We start from the raw sequence: 21,507 nt of genomic DNA on the forward strand, positions 1-21,507 counted from the left end.
GCCCAACGTTTATTATTTTATAATTTTAAGTGCAATTATTGTTCCATCTTTTATTTTTCAGCATCTGTATTGTATATATGCACATCTCTTTGCGGAAATGGGATGGTAATATTATTTTCCCTGAACAATCTGTCAATTTCAAATCTAATATCACTTTTTGGAATACGTACATTAAAACTGTCATTAATTGAAAAAGCAACTCTAAAATCTAAAGAACTATCTCCAAAATTCAGAAATAAAACTTTGGGCTCTGGTTCTCTTAATATTGCAGGATGGGTTTTTACTGCTTTTAGAAGTAAAGACTCAACCAATTTAACATCACTACCATAAGCAACACCAACATCTACAACTTCTCTTGTTTCGATACCATTTGCAGTCCAATTATATAAACTATTCGTTAAGTATAAATGATTTGGGATTACCAATACTTTATTATCCACAGTAACCGCTCTGGTGGTTCGTAGTTTTATTTCTTCCACCCTACCCACTTTTCCGTCTAATTCAATAATATCACCCACATGTACGGATTGATCTACCAATATAAATACTCCAGAAATTATATCTTGAAATAAGGTTTGTAATGCCAAACCAATACCAATTAATAAAGCCGCTGAAGCCGTAAAAAGAGCCGTTACATTTACACCAATATTATCGAAAGTGATGATTAAAATGATTAAATAAATAAACCAGCGTCCAAAAGAAAATAACGAAACAAATTTTACTTGATCATGCTTCGGTAGTTTTCGAGTAACTAATTTCCTGATCCATTTTAAAACAAATGATGTAGCAATCAGAGCAACTATTACAATTAACAACCCCTTATAGGTAATAGCTATTGAATCAGAAAATCTGATTGGTCTATTTAGAAGGTTAATTATATCGTCCATAATTTAAATTAAAACGTTAATACTTTAACCACTTATATATTTCTTTATAGCTTGGCTTTTTACCATACATTAAAATACCTACTCTATAAATTTTAGCAGCAAATAAAACAGTGATATAAAATGTTCCAAACAATATTAAAACCGACAATAATTGTTGCCAAATTGGTACACCAAAAGGAATACGCATTAACATAACTACTGGCGATGTAAACGGAATATAAGAAAAAACCTGTGATACCATTCCATGTGGATTTTCAATTACGGTGAAAAAACCGACATAAATTGCTAACATTAGAGGCATAATAATAGGCAACATAAATTGTTGTGTATCTGTTTCATTATCTACTGCTGCACCGATAGCCGCGTAAAGTGAAGCATATAATAAATATCCTCCTATAAAAAATAGAATAAACATTATAATAAGGTTAGCTAATGGCATATTGTAAATCTCTTGAAATATAGTCGCAGCCATTTCCTGAGCCTCAACATTTTGCGATGCCTGTTTCATCATTTCCGCCTGTTGTTGTGCCATGGGTCCTTGAGATGCTTCCACTCCGAAAAAAGCAGAAACACCAATCATTAATGCCGTACCAATTATTATCCAAACTGTAAATTGAGTTAGTCCCGCCAAAGTAGTTCCGAATATTTTACCTAATAATAATTTTATGGGTTTAACTGATGAAATAATAATTTCAATAATTCGACTCGTTTTTTCTTCAATCACACTTCGCATAATCATGTTTCCATAAATAATGATAAACATAAATAACAAATACCCTGCAGCCCCTCCAAATATCAATTTCATGTAGCTACCCGCCTTTGATGTCTTTTCCCCATCAAAAGTTTCTAAATTGGCTCTTACTTTGATATTTAATTTACTTACGAGAACAGGATCTAAACCCGATTCTTTTAGTTTTATAGCTCTAGCTTCCTCTTCAATTTTATCTTCAATACCATTCATTACTCCAACGGAAGGTGATTCTTCGGAATAAAATTTAATTTTATCGGCAATGGCATCTACATTTTCAGCAGGCGGAATGTATAACAACCCATAATTTTCAGCTTTTCTTACTAATTGCTTGGCGTCTTCTAAACTTAAACCTGTTAAAATATCATATTTGGTATGCTCCGTATTTTCAAATTCATTGGCAAATAAATTACTTTCATCTAGAACTGAAATTGTCCTAACACCATCATTATTCAATTGTGTTAAAAAACCAATTAATGCGAAAATGCCCACCATAATAAGGGGACTTAAAAAAGTCATGATGATAAATGACTTATTTTTAACTTTATTAAGATATTCTCTTTTTGTAATTAGAGATAAATGATTCATATTAATTATTTTGAACAGTTTGAATAAAAATATCATTTACACTTGGAATTACCTCAACAAAATGAGTAAGTTCTCCTTTAGAAGTCAAATGCTGTATGAGTTGATTCACAGGTAGTTTATTGTCAATTTTGATATTGAATTGTAATTCGTCATTTAAGGTTTTAAATGTAGCATTTGACAACTCAAAATTCTCTTTCAAGTTCTGAGTTACTTCTGCTTTATTATCAGTAATCAAGCCTACCTCATACATGTTGTTTTTGTATTGACGCTTTATGTCAATTAACTTGCCTTCCAAAATTTTATTTGATTTGTGTATCAGAGCAATGTCATCGCAAAGTTCTTCTACAGATTCCATACGATGTGTAGAAAAAATAACCGTTGCACCTTCTTCTCTTAATTTTAGAATTTCATCTTTAATAAGGTTCGCATTAATAGGATCAAAACCACTAAAAGGTTCATCAAATATTAATAATTTTGGCTGATGAAGTACAGTTACTATAAACTGTATTTTTTGAGCCATCCCTTTAGATAGTTCTTGAATTTTCTTATTCCACCAATCGCCAATTTCAAACTTATCAAACCAATATTTTAATCTTGCCTTGGCTTCTGATTCCGACAATCCTTTTAATTGTGCCAAATAAAGAGCCTGCTCCCCTACTTTCATAGATTTATATAATCCACGTTCTTCTGGCAGATAACCAATATCTTTAATATGATCTTGTTTTAAAGGTTCACCGTCTAAAGTTATCAACCCTTCATCAGGCATCGTAATCTGATTGATAATTCTAATTAATGTTGTTTTACCTGCTCCATTTGGACCCAAAAGTCCAAAAATGCTTCCCTTAGCAACATTTATAGAAACATTGTTTAAAGCCTTGTAATCGCCGTAATTTTTAACTATATTTTCAGCAACGAGGATATCACTCATATTTTAATTTTATTTTTCAAAGATATTGATTTGACGTTGTTAACCGCCAATTGTTACTTAGTAATTTATATTTATTACTAAATTTAAAGATACTATTTTTTAGTGGTAAGTTGTTTATCTATAATCCTATCGAAATAATCCTTCATAAAAGCTTTACAAGCCTCTTCAATTTCGTCCATTTCTGGAGTTCTTTTTTCAATAAGATTATCAACTAGTCCTTTATCATTGACACTAAAAAAGCCAGTTGCTTTTTCCCCATCAAAAGTACAGATTAAATTACCACGTTGCAATTGATATTGCGTTCCGTTATAATTCATTACATAAGGTTCAATTTCAGATTCGCTTAATAAACTTCTTCCCCAACTTCTAAATGGTTTCTCATAACCAATAGCATCTAACACTGTAGGATAAATATCTATTTGTTGAGCTAATTTTGTATCTACACCAACAAAAGTACTATCTGGCTTATAGATTAAAATAGGCACAGCTCCTCTATTGATAATTTTGTAATATTCATCCTTATAAAAGGATTGATTGGTATGATCAGCTGTTAGAATAAAAATAGTATTATTAAACCAAGGTTCTTTTTTAGCGGCTTCAAAAAACTTTTTAAATGCATAATCGGTATACCCTACAACTTGATGAATGGGGATATCTCCTTTAGGAAATTTATCTTTATATTTTTCTGGTGGTAGAAATGGCTCGTGTGAAGTAAGTGTAAAAAGTGAAGCAAAAAACGGTTCCTTTTTAGTATCTAAAACCTCTTTGGTGAATTGCATAAACTCCTCATCCCAAATACCCCAAAAGCCGTCATCATCTTCATCATTTGCATATTCTGTCATCCCATAATAATGGTCAAAACCTAAAATATTACCAAAACCTAAAAACCCCATAGACCCATTAGGTGCCCCATGAAAAAAAGAAGTATCATAATTACGTTCTTTTAATGTAGAGACTAACGATTCTATTTTCTGATTGGCGTATGGAGAAGAGGTAAACGCATGTTCAAAAGAAGGTATACCCGCTATTACTGATGACATACCATGAATGGATTTTCTTCCATTTGCAAAAGCATTTGTAAAAATAAGACTGTGCTCCGCTAAAGAATCTAAGAAAGGTGTATAACTTTTAAAATTTGGAATTTTAGTATCTTTATTAAAGGCTTGCCAATATTCTCGTCCATAACTCTCTACTATAAACACAACAATGTTAGGTGATGTTTTCGGGTTGTTTTTATACTGCTTTACAGGTTTGAAATACTTTTCAACAGCCTTAGGATCCACCTGATATTTCACTTTCTTTATGTTAATTGTATTAAACGTTCTTATAAAAGCAAATGGAGAGTTTAATACAAAATCGGCTTGTTGTAATTTAGTAACATGCCTACTCGCATCTACTAAATTTATTGGCCGAGTACTTTTCTTAAAATCTCCACCACGAATGGCTCCTATCATCATGATCACTAAAAAAACAAATACTAGGGTTGAGGATAAAAAATAACTCAAGTTACTTTTCTGATACCTTTTTTTAGTTAATTTCACTTTATTATAAAGGTAAATCCATAAGCCCGCAGCTATAAAAAACAGCAGGTATACATGCCAATAATTCGCTAAAAATCGAAAAAACATACTTGATTTATTCGATTCATTTTCCAACGTTTCAAAAACCGCCTTGGTTGTTCTACTAAACGTAAACCTATAATATATAAAGTCTATAAAGTTAATGGCATATGCGACAAGATTAAAGGTGAAATAAATAAAAAACAATAATTTTTGATACCATTTTTTCGTGTTTACTTTAAAAGGCAATAACGATAGCACAATAAACAAGGCATTTACATATAAAATGGCTGCGGTATCAAACGCAAGACCGTAATACGATAATCTAAAAAAATCAAAAAAGGTATCAATTCCTAATAAGTCACTGTTGTAGAAATAGAATAAAACCCTAGCAATGAAATAAAAAAAATAGGCTAGTAATAGCCTATAAAACATTATTTTATATTCATTCTTTCTTAAATAACTAAACATACATAAATTAGGTGTAGACATCAAAAGTACAACTTATTGAATAAATTACGATAATTTTAATTTTACAATTTTATTATGCGTGCATAGTATTTTTTTGCTATATTTGTAATATGCAAAAAGAAACGACGATCGATCATGCCTTAAGAGCAACCTGGCAAGCAGTTGCAAAAATGTACAATGAACAGGCGGCAAAACACGGTAGTACAATGGCTACAGCATTTGTATTGTTAAATATCGATTATGAAAATGGAACCCCTTCTACTGCACTGGGTCCATTAATGGGAATGGAACCTACAAGTTTGTCTCGAATTTTAAAAACAATGGAAGACAAAGGTGCCATTTTTAGAGAAAAACATCCTGAAGACGGCAGGAGTGTACTTATAAAATTGACTGACTACGGAAAGGAAATGCGGAAAGTTTCTAGAGCGTCAGTTATCGCTTTTAACGAAAAAGTTAAAGAAGAATTAGATGAAGAAAAGTTAAACAACTTTTTTGAAGTAACTGAAAAAATAAATCAATTAATAGCAGAACGTGACATTTTCAATGAAAATAAGCGTAAAGCGATTTAAAATAGTTAACAAATGAACAAAAGGCATATTAAAAAAGTAGCTGTTATTGGGTCTGGTATAATGGGGTCTGGTATTGCATGTCATTTTGCCAATATTGGCGTAGATGTATTACTATTAGACATTGTTCCTAGAGAACTAAACGACAAAGAAAAGGCTAAAGGGTTGACTTTAGAAGACAAAGTTGTAAGAAACAGATTGGTTAACGATGCTTTAACGGCATCCTTAAAATCTAAACCCTCTCCTATTTATAGTCAATCTTTTGCAAGTCGAATTACTACGGGTAATTTAGAAGACGACATTGCTAAAGTTGCTGACGTAGATTGGATTATGGAAGTTGTCGTTGAAAGACTAGACATCAAAAAAATGGTGTTCGAAAACTTAGAAAAATATAGAACTCCAGGCACATTAATTACTTCTAACACTTCTGGTATTCCTATTAAATTTATGAGTGATGGACGTAGTGAAGATTTTCAGAGACATTTCTGTGGAACGCACTTTTTTAATCCCGCTCGTTACTTAAAATTATTCGAAATAATTCCTGGTCCCAAAACAGATGCTTCTGTTTTAGATTTTTTAAATGAATATGGTGAGAAATTCCTAGGAAAAACATCTGTAGTTGCAAAAGACACTCCTGCTTTTATTGGAAACAGAGTTGGTATATTCAGTATCCAAAGTTTATTTCACGCGGTTAAAGAATTAGATTTAACCATTGAAGAAGTAGATAAATTATCAGGACCTGTAATTGGTCGCCCTAAATCTGCAACTTTCAGAACTGTTGATGTTGTTGGATTAGATACTTTAGTGCATGTGGCAAACGGAATTAGAGAAAACTGTCCTAAAGACGAACGTTTAGAGCTTTTCAAATTACCTGATTTCATCAACAAAATGATGGAAAAGAAATGGTTAGGAAGTAAAACAGGACAAGGGTTTTATAAAAAAACAGTTTCAGCTGAAGGTCAAAAAGAAATTTTGTCACTTGACTTAAACACCTTAGAATATCGTTCTGCAAAACGAGCAAAATTTGCAACTTTAGAATTAACGAAAACGATTGATAAAGTAGTTGACCGTTTTAAAGTATTAGTAAAAGGTAAAGATAAGGCCGGTGAGTTTTACAGAAAAAGCTTTACAGCATTATTTGCCTATGTATCTAACAGAATTCCAGAAATTTCAGATGAGCTCTACAAAATTGATGATGCCATGAAAGCTGGTTTTGGGTGGGAACAAGGTCCTTTCCAAATTTGGGATGCTATTGGTGTAGAAAAAGGAATCGAATTGATGAAAGCAGAAGGGCTAGCCCCTGCTGCATGGGTTAATGAAATGATTGCTTCTGGTAACACATCTTTTTATACGGTAAAAGAAGGATCTTCATATTTTTATGATATTCCGACAAAAACACAAACTAAAATCCCTGGTCAAGATAGTTTCATTATCCTAGATAATATTAGAAAAACAAACGAAGTGTTTAAAAACTCGGGGGTTGTTGTTGAAGATTTAGGAGATGGAATTCTTAATGTTGAATTCCAATCAAAAATGAATACTATTGGAGGTGATGTTTTAGCGGGTTTAAATAAAGCTATTGACTTAGCTGAAAAAGATTTTGCTGGATTAGTGGTGGGTAATCAAGCGGCAAACTTCTCTGTTGGGGCAAATATTGGAATGATTTTCATGATGGCTGCAGAGCAAGAATATGATGAGCTTAATATGGCTATCAAATATTTTCAAGATACTATGATGCGTATGCGTTATTCTTCAATACCAACTATTTCCGCTCCACATGGAATGGCTTTAGGTGGTGGTTGTGAATTGTCATTACACGCAGATAAAGTAGTTGCAGCAGCAGAAACCTATATGGGACTTGTAGAGTTTGGCGTTGGTGTTATTCCCGGCGGTGGTGGCTCGAAAGAGATGGCGTTGAGAGCATCAGACCTATTTCATAAAGGAGATGTGCAGTTAAATGTTTTACAAGAACATTTCTTAACTATCGCAATGGCAAAAGTATCTACTTCTGCTTACGAAGCTTTCGATGTAAACCTATTACAAAAAGGAAAAGATATTGTTGTAGTTAATAAAGACCGTCAAATTGCAGTAGCAAAACAACACGCTATTATAATGGCTGATATGGGTTACACACAACCTATAAAAAGGAAAGACGTTTTAGTTCTTGGTAAACAAGCCTTAGGTATGTTCTTGGTAGGAACAGATGCAATGGAAGACAGTCATTATATTTCAGAACATGATATGAAAATAGCTAATAAATTAGCTTACGTTATGGCTGGTGGAGATTTATCAGAACCAACTCGTGTAACAGAACAATATTTATTGGATTTAGAGCGAGAAGCATTCTTAAGTTTATGTACAGAGCGTAAAACTTTAGAACGTATTCAACACATGTTAAAAACAGGTAAACCATTAAGAAACTAAGAACTATGAAAACAGCATATATAGTAAAAGCGTATAGAACAGCAGTTGGTAAAGCACCAAAAGGCGTGTTCCGTTTTAAAAGAACTGATGAAATGGCTGCAGAAACCATTCAGCATATGATGAAAGAACTTCCAAATTTAGACAAAAAACGGATTGACGATGTGATTGTTGGTAATGCAATGCCAGAAGGTTCACAAGGATTAAATATGGCTCGATTTATTTCATTAATTGGATTAGATAGTGTAGATGTTCCTGGTGTAACTGTGAATCGTTTTTGTGCTTCTGGAATTGAAACTATAGGAATTGCAACTGCAAAAATTCAAGCTGGAATGGCAGATTGTATTATTGCGGGTGGAGCCGAAAGTATGAGTTCTGTACCCATGACAGGTTTTAAGCCAGAATTAAACTACGACACTGTAAAAGCAGGTCACGAAAATTATTATTGGGGAATGGGAAATACTGCAGAAGCTGTTGCAAATCAGTTTAAAGTATCTCGTGAAGACCAAGATGCCTTTGCATACAATTCGCATATGAAAGCGTTAAAAGCACAAGCTGAAAATCGTTTCCAAGATCAAATTGTTCCTATTGACGTGGAACAGACTTATGTGGATGCTAACGGAAAAAAAGCAACAAAATCATACACAGTAACGAAAGATGAAGGTCCTCGTGCTGGAACGAGTATGGAAGCTTTAGCTAAACTAAGAGCCGTATTTGCTGCTGGTGGTAGTGTAACTGCCGGTAACTCATCACAAATGAGTGATGGTGCAGCTTTTGTAATGATAATGAGTGAAGATATGGTTAAAGAGTTAAATCTAGAACCCATTGCACGTTTAGTAAACTATGCAGCTGCAGGCGTTGAACCACGTATTATGGGTATTGGACCCGTAAAAGCAATTCCCAAAGCATTAAAACAAGCAGGTTTAAAACAAGCGGATTTAGGCTTAATTGAATTGAACGAAGCATTTGCTTCGCAATCAATCGCAGTAATTAGAGAGTTGGATTTAAATCCTGATATTATTAATGTAAATGGTGGTGCAATTGCACTCGGTCATCCATTAGGATGTACTGGAGCTAAATTATCGGTACAACTTTTTGATGAAATGCGTAAACGCGATATGAAAGGTAAATATGGTGCAGTAACTATGTGTGTTGGTACAGGTCAAGGTGCTTGTGGCATTTTTGAATTTCTTTCTTAAACGAGAAACAAGAATAGAGAGAAAAGAAAAAAGACTTACGTGTGCTAAGAAAAGACATAATTACAAGAATTTGAAGATTTGGAAAATTGGTTTAGAGATTGCGAATGATATTTCTGACTTATTATTAAATTTTCCTAAACATGAAAGGTTTGATCTTAGTTCACAAATTAGTAGATGTTCTGTTTCAATGCCAAGTAATATTGCTGAAGGCTCAGCTAGAAAAGATAAATCATTTAGTCATTTTTTAGATATTTCTTTAGGCTCTTCATTCGAATTAGGAACACAACTGTTGGTAGCAAAACATAGAAATTATATAAACAAAAACAATTTAGAAACACTTGAAGAAAAAATAGAAGAATTCCAAAGGATGACAATGGGATTTCAAAATAGTCTCAATTAAAATCTATTCTCTATTTTCTATCTTCTCTAATCTTAAAAAACAATATGGAAGCAACTGAAAAAGACATCCTTCGTGGTGGTCAATTCTTAGTAAAAGAAACAAAATGTGAAGACGTTTTTACTCCTGAAGATTTTTCAGAAGAGCAAACAATGATGAAAGAATCAGTAATGGAATTTAATGATCGTGAAATCATTCCTCATAAACCTCGTTTTGAAGCCAAAGATTATGCTTTAACGGAAGAAGTGATGCGTAAAGCTGGAGATATGGGATTTTTAAGCGTTTCTGTACCCGAAGCTTATGGAGGAATGGGTATGGGATTTGTTTCTACAGTATTAACTTGTGACTATATTTCATCTGGAACAGGTTCATTTAGTACTGCTTTTGGTGCTCATACAGGTATTGGAACTTTGCCAATTACACTTTACGGTACAGAAGAGCAAAAACAAAAATACGTGCCAAAGTTAGCAACTGGAGAATGGTTTGGAGCCTATTGTTTAACAGAACCGGGAGCGGGATCTGATGCCAACTCTGGTAAAACAACTGCGACACTTTCTGCTGATGGTAAAACATACAAAATTAACGGTCAAAAAATGTGGATTTCAAATGCAGGCTTCTGTAGTTTGATGATTGTTTTTGCTCGTATTGAAGACGATAAAAATATTACAGGATTCATTGTTGAATTTGATAAAAACAACCCGAATGGAATTACCATGGGTGAAGAGGAGCATAAACTGGGTATTAGAGCTTCCTCAACACGTCAAGTATTTTTTAACGACACTGTTGTTCCTGCAGATAACATGTTGGCTGGGCGTGGCGAAGGTTTTAAAATTGCCATGAACGCTTTAAACGTTGGTCGTATTAAATTGGCTGCAGCATGTTTAGATTCTCAAAGACGAATTTTAAGTATCGCTGTAAATTATGCTAATGAGCGTAAACAATTTAAAACGCCTATTGCGGATTTCGGTGCCATTAAAACGAAATTAGCAGAGATGGCGGCTAGTGCTTATGCTGGTGAATCTGCAACCTATAGAGCAGCAAAAAATATTGAGGATCGCATCACTCTTCGCGAGGCTTCAGGCAACTCTCACCAAGAGGCTGAGTTAAAAGGTGTTGAAGAATATGCAATTGAATGTTCTATCCTTAAAGTGGCCGTATCAGAAGATGTTCAAAATGCTGCTGATGAAGGTATCCAAATTTTTGGTGGTATGGGATTCTCTGAAGAAACTCCGATGGAGTCTGCTTGGAGAGACGCTCGTATTGCTCGTATTTACGAAGGAACTAACGAAATTAACAGAATGCTTTCTGTTGGTATGTTAGTGAAGAAAGCCATGAAAGGTCATGTAGATTTATTAGGACCTGCTCAAAAAGTTCAAGAAGAATTAATGGGTATTCCTTCTTTTGATACTCCTGATTATTCTGAATTATTTTCAGAGGAAAAGGAAATGATTAAAAAACTTAAAAAGACATTTTTAATGGTTGCTGGTGGTGCTGTTCAAAAATATGGACAGAACTTAGAAGATCATCAACAATTATTAATAGCAGCTGCAGATATTTTAATAGAAATCTATATGGCAGAATCTGCAATTTTAAGAACTGAGAAAAATGTAAAACGAACTAGCGAAAAAGAGCAATCTGCACAAATCGCTATGGCAAAATTATATTTATATCATGCAGTTGATATCGTTGAAGAAAAAGGAAAAGAAAGTATTATTTCTTTTGCTGAAGGCGATGAACAACGTATGATGTTGATGGGACTTAAACGTTTCACTAAATACGCTAACTATCCAGATATTGTTGATTTACGTATCGAAATAGCTGAGAAAGTTAAAGCAGAAAACAAGTATTGTTTTTAAAAGTAGTATACTCAAATAATTATTTATTATAGTGGATAAAACCGTTTTCTAACTACCATATTTATGCTGGTATTGAAAACGGTTTTTATTTACACAAAATAAATACGTCAACTTTAGAAATGTTGAAAGGTTATTAAATCAAATAAGCACCACTCGCTTTAACAACATATTATTTATAATTTTATGGATATTACAAACAACTGGAAGGCAATTAGAAGTCATTTTAACAATAGTTTTAAATCGAATTTACATGTGTCAATAGCTTCAGTAGATACTAAAAACAATCCCACGGTTACTCCTGTTGGAACTTTATTTTTAAATGGTGATCAAACTGGATTTTATTTTGAAAAATACATATCAAAACTACCAGAAAACGCTAAATCCAACAATAACATTTGTGTTTTGGCCGTAAATAGTAATAAATGGTTTTGGTTAAAATCATTATACAATTTGAAATTTAATACCTATCCTGCACTTAAATTATATGGTAAGCTTGGTATAAAAAGAGAAGCCTCTGAAATTGAAATCAGTAGATTAAAAAAAAGAATGAAATCTACCAATACTCTTAAAGGCAATAAATACCTTTGGGGAGATATGGTACATGTTAGAGAAGTTTACTTTACCAACGTAGAAAAAATTAATATTGGCAAAATGACCTCGCATTTGTAAGATAACAGCAAACTTCAAATTAGCTCAAATGACGCTATAAATATCTATATAACAATACATTACACCAACTTCCGTTTCGTTCTCAAAAGAGATTTTTTTTCTACTACCCATATTTGATGCTACTAGATTCGTGAGTTTTTATTTTAAATGCAACCCATCTATTTTTTTATTTTTCTTATTTTAGTCCAAAATAAAAAAATATGAAAAAACTATTATTTATAGTTTTATACTTAATGATTATTTCTTGTTCAAAAGAAGAAAAAAGACCAGATTATGTAACTATAAACTTAGAAAATGATTCCATTTATATTGAAGTAATTAACCCAGTAACTTCTACTTCATTTTTAAAAATTGAAAATCTGGATAACGGTGAAACTAAAATATTAGATTTTGATAAACCAGATACCCTAATCGTTTTAAAGTTTCATAAATCTGAAATTGATACCGCTGAAATATTCAAAAATTATAAAATAAAAATAAATTATGGTTCATCAGTCTTTACAAAATACGATAGCTTATATAATTATGGACTTCCTTTTTTAAAAGGAAAACGCTTTCGTGTGTTACAAGGACAAAATTCTAGTTTTACGCATAATGGCCAAGTATCTAGTTATGCAATAGATTTTAAAATGGATATTGGTCAAGAAGTTTGTGCAATACGAGAAGGTGTAGTTGTTTATGTAAAAAATGATTCTGATGAAGGTGGTTCTGGCAAAGAATATAAATCAAAAGCGAATAGTACTTTGATTTTTCATAATGATGGAACATTTTCACAATATGCACATTTTAAAAAAAATGGAATTATTGTTAAGAAAGGTGATACAATTAAAAAAGGGCAACTAATTGGATATTCAGGAAACACGGGACAATCTACAGAACCACATCTACATTTTGTAGTTTATAAACCAACAATTAACGGTTTAGCATCAATTCCCTATATTTTAGACTCCATTCCAACGAATAAATATAAAACAGGAAGAATTGCTACAAATAACTAAAGTTAATTTAAACTTTAAATTTGAAATGGCTTAGTCGACTATCTTAGTTTGCCTCATGAAAAAATCAGAATACATAATTTCGAGTATTATAATTATATTCGCATATCTAACTTAAATTTTCAAAATGTCTAAAATCAACCTACTTATTTATGTTGTTATTTTTCTTTCGTTCAATCTCAATGCTCAAGATGAAAAGTCTAAAAAATGGGATGTATCAAATCCCGAAGGCGATTGGAATTTTAAAGAAGTTAAATTAAATACAGATGAAGGTACTTGGATGAACGTAGATGTGAGTCCTGACGGAAAGAGCATCGTATTTGACCTTTTAGGTGATATTTACAAAATGCCTATTGTAGGAGGAAAAGCCGTTTTATTAAGACAGGGGTTACCATTTGAAGTACAGCCACAATTTAGTCCCGATGGTGAAAAAATCCTTTTTACAAGTGATGCAGGTGGTGGAGATAATATTTGGACAATGAATGCAGACGGTTCAGATGCGAAACAAATTACTAAAGAAAGTTTTAGATTGTTAAATAATGCCACTTGGATGCCTGATGGCGACTTTATTATCGCTAGAAAGCATTTTACGTCTGGCAGATCTTTGGGTGCAGGAGAAATGTGGATGTATCATATTACCGGCGGTTCTGGAACTCAATTGACAAAAAGAAAAAACGATCAACAAGATGTAAACGAGCCTACTGTATCACCTGATAGTAAGTATTTATATTACAGCGAAGATGTATATCCTGGTGGAGCATTTAATTATAACAAAGATCCGAACAGTCAGATTTATGTCATAAAAAGATACAGCTTTGAAGATGGCAGTATAGAAACCATCACTGGTGGGCCAGGTGGAGCTGCACGTCCTCAGATTTCACCTGATGGAAAAAAAATAGCATTTATAAAACGCGTAAGAACAAAAACAGTACTCTATATCCATAATTTAGAAACAGGAGAAGAATTTCCTGTGTACGACAACTTAAACAAAGACCAACAAGAAGCTTGGGCAGTATTTGGAGTGTACACTCGCTTCAGTTGGATGCCTAATAATAACGAATTGGTATTTTGGTCTGGTGGTAAAATCAATAAATTAAACATTGAAACTTTAGCAGTAAGCAACATTCCTTTTGAAGTTGAAGCCACTATTAAAATTGCGAAAGCGGTGGAGTTTGATAATCCCGCATTTACAGATAGTTTTACAGCAAAAGCAATTAGAAACACCGTGACTTCTCCTGACGGGAAATCCTTAGCTTTTAATGCTCTTGGACATATTTACACTAAAAAATTACCAAATGGCACACCAAAACGACTAACTAAAGGAAATGACATTGAAGCAGAACCTCAATTTTCTCCAAACGGAAAAGAAATAGTGTATGTAACTTGGAATGATGAAAATTTCGGAGCCATTTACACAGTATCATCCAAAGGAGGTAAATCAACTAAAATAACTAGTGAAAAAGGTATATATAGAATGCCTTCTTTCAGTAATGATGGCAACAAAATTGTCTATGTAAAAGAAGGAGGTAATAATGAGCAAGGCAGAACGTATTCAAAAAAATCAGGTATTTACACCGTAAATAAAGATGGATCTGACAATAAATGGTTAAAAGTAAGTGGTGAATATCCAAAATTTTCGGCATCAAATCAACATATTATCTATCAAACAGGTGGAACGTATTTTGGTAACTTAACCAAATCCTTAAAAAGTGTTGATTTAAATGGACAACAAGAAAAAACACTAATCACCTCAAAATATGCAAATAGGTTAGTGCCAAGTCCAGATAATAAATGGCTTGCATTCAGTAACCTACACAACGTATACTTGGCACCCATGCCAGTAACTGGCCAAACATTAGATTTAGATAATAAAACCAAAGTAGTTCCTGTTTCTCAAATTTCAAAAGATGCAGGCACCAACTTACATTGGTCAGGCGATAGTAAAACAGTTCATTTTACATTAGGTGAAGAATATTTTAGCAATAAAATTAAAGATCGTTTTACATTTCTAAAAAATTCACCAGATAGCATTGCCCCACCAAACGATAAGGGACTCAAAATAAACTTAGTTGCCAAAATGGATAAACCAATGGGTAAAACAGCATTTACAAATGCTAGAATTATCACCATGGAAGGCAATGAGGTTATTGAAAATGGAACAATAGTAATTGAAGAAAATAAAATTAAAGCGATTGGAAAAGCTTCAGACATAACCATAGATTCAGATACTAGAGTTTATGATGTTGCTGGTAAAACAATTATGCCCGGAATGGTTGATGCTCACGCACACATCGGTGGATTCAGATATGGTCTGAATGCTCAAAAACATTGGCAATTCTATGCCAATTTAGCTCACGGGGTAACAACTTCTCATGATCCTTCGGCAAACACAGAAACTGTATTTACATTAGCCGAAATGATTAAAAACGGTGAGATGGTAGGACCTCGCCTCTACTCTACTGGATTTATTTTATACGGTGCTGATGGCGATTTTAAAGCCGTTGTTAATAGCTTAGATGATGCACGATCTTCTATTCGAAGAACCAAAGCTTTTGGGGCGTTGTCTGTTAAGAGTTATAATCAGCCGAGACGCGAACAGCGTCAACAAATTTTGCAAGCAGCCCGTGAAGAAGGCATTTTTGTGGTGCCTGAAGGTGGTTCTACATTTTATCATAATATGACCATGATTATGGATGGGCATACAGGGATAGAACATAACATTCCAATTGCCCCAGTGTATAAAGATGTCATAACATTGTGGAGTAATAGTAATACGGGCTATACACCCACCCTAATTGTTAATTACGCAGGTATGAGTGGTGAGTATTATTGGTATCAAACTACCAATGTTTGGGAAAATGAAAAATTGTTAAAATACACGCCTAGAAATATTATTGATGCCAGATCGAGACATAGAACCATGGTGCCCATGGAAGAATATGAAAATGGACATATTTTAACTTCAAAAACTACTAAAGCACTTTCTGATGCTGGTGTTAAAGTAAATTTAGGGGCTCACGGACAATTACAAGGTTTAGGTGCTCACTGGGAATTATGGATGCTACAACAGGGTGGTATGACCAACCATGAAGCTTTGCAAACAGCAACTATTAATGGAGCTGAATATTTAGGAATAGGCAATGATGTTGGCTCTCTAAAAGTAGGTAAATTGGCCGATTTAATTGTGTTAGATAAAAATCCGCTAGAAGATATTCAGAACTCAAATACGGTAAAATACACCATGGTAAATGGTAGATTATATGATACCGAAACCATGAACGAAATTGGGAATACAATAAAAAACAGGACTAAATTCTATTGGGAAAACAATAATTACAATCAAGCTTTTCCTTGGCATGAAGAAGCTCAAAGTTTTATGCAACCAGGATGTGGATGTGCAGTGGGGCACAATTAAAAAGCAGCAAAATCGTTTAACTTATTACAACCGATGTAATGATTTTTATTAAATCACATTTAGTTTAATAATTTCCATGCTATTTTATAAAAATTACTAGAAAACGAATGACTAGCTTTAAACCACATTATGTATATTTACTTATTACATTTTTTTTAATTATCTATCTCATCGCAATCATTCGAAAGAAAGATTGGGTTTTATTCGCAGGAAGTGGTAAATATAACTTCGATTATTTTATTAAGATTGTAGGTAAAACAACTGTCCGACTCTTTATAGGGTTTTTATCAATTTTGGGTATTGTAGCGTCATTTTCAGCCTTTTATTATCATCAAAACAAGGACAATAATGATAAAACAATTAATAACATAAAAGAAAATTCAGAAGGTGTTATCAATCAATTTAATAACTTTATAAGTCTAAATCCTCACTATAGCTATTTGCTAGTGGCTGCTGGTTTTGGAATTTTCTTTCTAGGGTTTTTGTTCAGATGGAATTGGGTACTTAACCCTCAAGGAAATCACAGAATGGTAAGATTTCATGAAATATTTGGAGAAGAAAACGTCAGGAAAATTATGATAGTTATTACAGCAATAGTTACCATAATTTGTCTTGGACAATTTTTTAATTCAAACTAATTCACTAAAGTTACAACTGCAAAAACATATTACTTATTCTTCACATAAATTAACTTAAACCTTTTATTACCTTGATCACGTTGTTCAATTTCAAATTGTGTAAGTGACTTGAATAATGGTGTTAACTTATCAAAACCAAAATTACGAGCATCAAAATTAGGTTGCTTTTTAATAATTAATGAACCTACATCACCTAAAAATGCCCATCCATCATCATCTGCAGCATCAGAAACAGATTGCTTTAACAGGCGAATCGTTTTTGGTGTTATTTTATCTAAACTCGGTTTCTTAGTTTCTGGTTTACCATCTTGTTGCTCTGTAAACGTTTCTAGAATTTCTAAATAAATAAATTTATCACAGGCTACAATAAACGGGTCTGGAGTTTTCTTTTCTCCAATGCCGATTACTTGCATACCTGACTCTCTAAGTCGCGTTGCTAATTTTGTAAAATCACTATCTGAAGATACTAAACAAAAACCATCAATATTTTTAGAATATAAAATATCCATGGCATCAATAATCATGGCAGAATCTGTGGCATTTTTACCAGTAGTATATCCGTATTGTTGTATCGGGTTAATGGCATTTTCTAATAGGACATTTTTCCATTTGTTCAAATGCGGTTTCGTCCAATCTCCATAAATCCTTTTAATTGTAGGAGTTCCGTACTTGGTAATTTCTTCCATCATCTCCTTGATGTACTTAGACGGAATATTATCACCGTCTATAAGTACTGCTAATTTTATATCTTTAATCATACTTGTAAATATACTAAAATAACTTAGGTTAATAAAGCATATAAAGCTTCAATATCAACTGTCTAATTCAATTTTTGTTAATTTATAAATGTTAAATTTTGTAGATTGCAGTAAATCAAATAATTATTACTTTTAACTAAATCAAATGTTTTATTTATGATAAATTCTAAATCGACAGTTTTAACCACTTTATTATTACTAATATTAACAACCTTTTTAGCGGCACAAGAAAAACATCATTATCAAACTGACTTTTCTCCCGAAGATTTTAATAAAAGAAGAACTCAAATATTTACCACAATTGGAAACAATGCTTTTGCGTTAATACAAGGCTCTGCGGGTGTTCCTGGATTTAGTGTTTACAGACAATCTAATACGTTTTATTATTTATGTGGATTAGAAACTGCTCATGCCTATTTATTGCTTAATGGGAAGCATAAAACATCAACCCTTTATTTACCCCATAGAGATGAAGGTAGAGAAAAAGGGGAAGGAAAAGTACTGTCTGCTGAAGATGCAGAATTGGTCAAAAAATTAACTGGTGTTGATGAGGTTCGTGGTCTCGAGTTTTTATCAAGTGATATTGTCAGTACCGGATTAATTAAACCACCTGGATTGTTATTATATACGCCTTTAAGCCCTGCTGAAATAGGTAATGATAGTCGTGATGAGATTTTATATGCCCAAGCTAGAACCGCTTCTGATCCGTGGGATGCTCAACCATCTCGAGAAGCTAAATTTACGCAAAAAATAAAAGAACGTTTTCCACAAGTTGAAATACGCGACCTTTCTCCTATTTTAGATGCTATGCGACTTATTAAAAGTCCTAAAGAGATTGACCTTATTAGAAAAGCAACCCAAATAGCTGGACTTGGTATTATTGAAGCCATGAAATCGACAAAACCGGGTATTTACGAATACCAACTAGATGCCGCCGCAAAATATATTTATTACTTAAATGGAGCCAGAGGTGATGGTTACGCGTCAATTATTGGCGGTGGAACCAATGCTTATTTTGGTCACTACTTTCACAAGAAAGATGTACTTAATGATGGTGATTTAGTACTTATGGATTATGCCCCTGACTATCGGTATTACACTAGTGATGTGACCAGAATTTGGCCTGTAAATGGTAAATTTAACAAAGCTCAAACAGCTTTATACGAATTTATTGTAGCTTATCGTGACGCTCTTTTTAAATACATAAAACCAGGAGTAACTTCTAATGAAGTTCTTAACAATGCCGCTGCAGATATGAAGAAATATATTGTAGGCAAAAAATTCGTAAAGCCTTCTCATTTAAAAGCAGTGCAAGACGGGTTAGTATTTCGTGGTCATTTTCAACATCCTGTTGGTATGGCCGTTCATGATGTGAGCAGAGTAAGAGGTGTTGAACTTAAACCAGGTATGGTTTTTACTATAGACCCTATGATTTGGTTACGAGACGAACAACTGTATATACGAATTGAAGATGTTGCCGTAGTTACCGAAACTGGTGTTGAAAACATGAGTGCTTTTGTTCCTTCAAGCATAAGCGATGTTGAAAAAACTATTAAAGGAAAAGGGCTGACTGATTTTAGACCTGCAACTGTATTACCATTAAAAGAATAGACTTAACCTCAACAAACATTTGAAGACCTTTAAATATGAAAAAATCTATACTAAGAATTGTAGGTGTACTTTGTGTATTTGCTATATCAATTATAAACTCATCACTCTATGCTTTTACCGACAACTATCCTAAAAATCCAAAAATTGATATTACTAATTATGCATTTAACATTAAACTCTCTGATACTACTGACGAAATAATTTGTGTTGTTACGATTGACGTAAACTATCTTGCTGATGGTGTAGCATATCTTAGACTCGATTTAATAAATACCTCAACCAAATTAGATCATAAAGGTATGACTGTAAGTAGCATTATTTCAAATGGAAAAGAAATTAAATTTACCCATGAAAATGATGAAATTTTAATTGAGCTTCCAGAAAAATCATACAAAAATCAAACCAGTCAGTATACCGTTTCTTATAAAGGTATTCCTGCCACAGGGCTTAAAATAGCGGATAATAAGTATGGAGACCGAACATTTTTTAGTGATAACTGGCCAAATAAAGGTCGTAACTGGCTAGCTATGGTGGATCATCCGTACGACAAATCAAAATGTGAATTTATAGTCACAGCTCCTAATCATTATCAAGTAGTTTCTAACGGTTTAAAAATAGAAGAAACCGATTTAGAAAACGGTATGCGACTTACACATTGGAAACAATCAGTGCCTATTGCTTCTTGGTTATATGTTCTTGGAGTAGCCAAGTTTGCGGTCCAATATGTCGATAAATTCGAAGGAAAATCAATTGAAACTTGGGTGTACCCTCAAGATCGTGATGCCGGATTTTATGATTTTGCCGAACCCACAAAAAAAGTCTTAGAATTTTACAGCTCCTATATTGGTCCTTTTTCTTATGAAAGATTGGCTAATATTCAATCAAACAGCGTAAGCGGCGGTATGGAAGCAGCATCTGCAATTTTATATAGCGAAACGTCTGTTAAAGGAGATAGAAATGAACGATGGCGAAATGTGGTAATTCACGAAATTGCACATCAATGGTTTGGTAATGCGGTTACTGAATATGACTGGGATGAAGTATGGCTTAGCGAAGGTTTTGCCACCTATTTCACGTTACTTTTTATAGAACATGAATATGGCAGAGACGCCTTTATAAATGGTCTAATTAATAGTCAGAAAAGAGTAGATGACTTTTATAAAAAAAATCCAACATATACAATTATTCATCATAATTTAAAGGACATGAAAGATGTTACGAGCTCTCAGACCTATCAAAAAGGAAGCTGGATTTTACATATGTTACGTGGTAATATTGGAACAGAAATATTTTGGAAAGGAATAAGAGCATATTACAAAAAGTATAAAGACCTTAATGCTACTGTTTCAGATTTTAAAACAGAAATGGAGATTGCATCAGGACAAGACTTAACAGTATTTTTTGATCAGTGGTTATATAAACCTGGAACCTTAAAATATGATGGCGATTGGAGTTATCAGAAAAAGAATAAAAAGGTGAAAATTCGTCTTAATCAAGTTCAAAAAGATGGTAGTTTTTATAAAATGCCAATAGAAATAGCAGTTCATTATCACGGAAATGAAAAACCTATTTTTAAAACCTTACAAGTAAATGAGAAAACAAACACCTTTTATATTGATACCGATACTGAACCAAAGAAAATTGATTTAGACCCCAATTTATGGGTGTTGATGGATGCTACTTTTAAAAAATTATAGTAACCAATTATTTATTTGCTAAATTGGGTTAATCATTTTTGCATTCAAGTCAACGCTTGATATTACGAATGGCTATGTTTGGATTATAATTAAAATAAAAAAAA

The 21,507-nt window shown here is 33.0% G+C and carries 16 protein-coding genes; 11 read left to right on the plus strand and 5 right to left on the minus strand.

What is annotated here, in order from left to right; translation table 11 throughout:
- Positions 1-50: 50 nt before the first annotated feature.
- From JBL43_RS03500 to JBL43_RS03515, 4 genes are all read right to left on the minus strand, one after another.
- On the minus strand, positions 51-887 hold the full coding sequence (locus JBL43_RS03500) for a mechanosensitive ion channel family protein (protein WP_198840102.1): 837 nt from the start codon (positions 885-887) through the stop codon (positions 51-53).
- Between the two features lie 16 nt (positions 888-903).
- Positions 904-2,223, minus strand: coding sequence for an ABC transporter permease (locus JBL43_RS03505; RefSeq protein WP_198840103.1), 1,320 nt, complete (start codon positions 2,221-2,223; stop codon positions 904-906).
- Between the two features lies 1 nt (position 2,224).
- Complete coding sequence (locus JBL43_RS03510; protein WP_198840104.1) at positions 2,225-3,151, minus strand: ABC transporter ATP-binding protein; 927 nt, start codon at positions 3,149-3,151, stop codon at positions 2,225-2,227.
- A gap of 92 nt (positions 3,152-3,243) precedes the next feature.
- Entirely contained in the window at positions 3,244-5,181 is a 1,938-nt protein-coding gene (locus tag JBL43_RS03515) for an LTA synthase family protein (RefSeq protein WP_198840536.1), read from the minus strand.
- A 110-nt stretch (positions 5,182-5,291) separates the two neighbouring features.
- Between JBL43_RS03515 and JBL43_RS03520 the strand changes: the two genes are divergently transcribed.
- The 9 genes from JBL43_RS03520 to JBL43_RS03560 all read left to right on the plus strand — a co-directional run bounded on the left by JBL43_RS03520 (position 5,292) and on the right by JBL43_RS03560 (position 17,337).
- Complete coding sequence (locus tag JBL43_RS03520; protein WP_198840105.1) at positions 5,292-5,750, plus strand: MarR family winged helix-turn-helix transcriptional regulator; 459 nt, start codon at positions 5,292-5,294, stop codon at positions 5,748-5,750.
- Between the two features lie 12 nt (positions 5,751-5,762).
- Positions 5,763-8,171 carry a 3-hydroxyacyl-CoA dehydrogenase/enoyl-CoA hydratase family protein gene (locus JBL43_RS03525; protein ID WP_198840106.1) on the plus strand — a complete coding sequence of 803 codons (2,409 nt, stop codon included), beginning with the start codon at positions 5,763-5,765 and terminating at the stop codon, positions 8,169-8,171.
- Positions 8,172-8,176: 5 nt separating this feature from the next.
- Positions 8,177-9,367 carry an acetyl-CoA C-acyltransferase gene (locus tag JBL43_RS03530; protein WP_198840107.1) on the plus strand — a complete coding sequence of 397 codons (1,191 nt, stop codon included), beginning with the start codon at positions 8,177-8,179 and terminating at the stop codon, positions 9,365-9,367.
- 70 nt (positions 9,368-9,437) lie between these two features.
- Positions 9,438-9,767 carry a four helix bundle protein gene (locus JBL43_RS03535; RefSeq protein ID WP_233098683.1) on the plus strand — a complete coding sequence of 110 codons (330 nt, stop codon included), beginning with the start codon at positions 9,438-9,440 and terminating at the stop codon, positions 9,765-9,767.
- Positions 9,768-9,811: 44 nt separating this feature from the next.
- Positions 9,812-11,620 (plus strand): acyl-CoA dehydrogenase FadE, encoded by a 1,809-nt coding sequence (locus tag JBL43_RS03540; protein WP_198840108.1) that lies wholly within the window; start codon positions 9,812-9,814, stop codon positions 11,618-11,620.
- A gap of 183 nt (positions 11,621-11,803) precedes the next feature.
- On the plus strand, positions 11,804-12,289 hold the full coding sequence (locus tag JBL43_RS03545) for a hypothetical protein (protein WP_198840109.1): 486 nt from the start codon (positions 11,804-11,806) through the stop codon (positions 12,287-12,289).
- Positions 12,290-12,489: 200 nt separating this feature from the next.
- Complete coding sequence (locus JBL43_RS20330) at positions 12,490-13,287, plus strand: M23 family metallopeptidase (protein ID WP_198840110.1); 798 nt, start codon at positions 12,490-12,492, stop codon at positions 13,285-13,287.
- A gap of 124 nt (positions 13,288-13,411) precedes the next feature.
- Positions 13,412-16,699, plus strand: coding sequence for an amidohydrolase family protein (locus JBL43_RS03555; RefSeq protein ID WP_198840111.1), 3,288 nt, complete (start codon positions 13,412-13,414; stop codon positions 16,697-16,699).
- A gap of 107 nt (positions 16,700-16,806) precedes the next feature.
- Positions 16,807-17,337 carry an Imm17 family immunity protein gene (locus JBL43_RS03560; protein WP_198840112.1) on the plus strand — a complete coding sequence of 177 codons (531 nt, stop codon included), beginning with the start codon at positions 16,807-16,809 and terminating at the stop codon, positions 17,335-17,337.
- Positions 17,338-17,366: 29 nt separating this feature from the next.
- Here the strand turns inward: JBL43_RS03560 and JBL43_RS03565 are convergent, their stop codons facing one another.
- Complete coding sequence (locus tag JBL43_RS03565; RefSeq protein ID WP_198840113.1) at positions 17,367-18,095, minus strand: NYN domain-containing protein; 729 nt, start codon at positions 18,093-18,095, stop codon at positions 17,367-17,369.
- Between the two features lie 156 nt (positions 18,096-18,251).
- Here JBL43_RS03565 and JBL43_RS03570 point away from each other — a divergent pair, with 156 nt between their 5' ends.
- Together JBL43_RS03570 and JBL43_RS03575 are read left to right on the plus strand one after the other, a co-directional pair.
- A complete protein-coding gene (locus tag JBL43_RS03570; RefSeq protein WP_198840114.1) occupies positions 18,252-19,706 on the plus strand; it encodes an aminopeptidase P N-terminal domain-containing protein in 1,455 nt (484 codons plus the stop codon).
- A gap of 35 nt (positions 19,707-19,741) precedes the next feature.
- Positions 19,742-21,403, plus strand: coding sequence for a M1 family metallopeptidase (locus tag JBL43_RS03575; RefSeq protein ID WP_198840115.1), 1,662 nt, complete (start codon positions 19,742-19,744; stop codon positions 21,401-21,403).
- Positions 21,404-21,507 lie beyond the last annotated feature (104 nt).

The organism is Aureibaculum flavum (genome assembly GCF_016406085.1).
GTDB lineage: Bacteria > Bacteroidota > Bacteroidia > Flavobacteriales > Flavobacteriaceae > Aureibaculum > Aureibaculum flavum.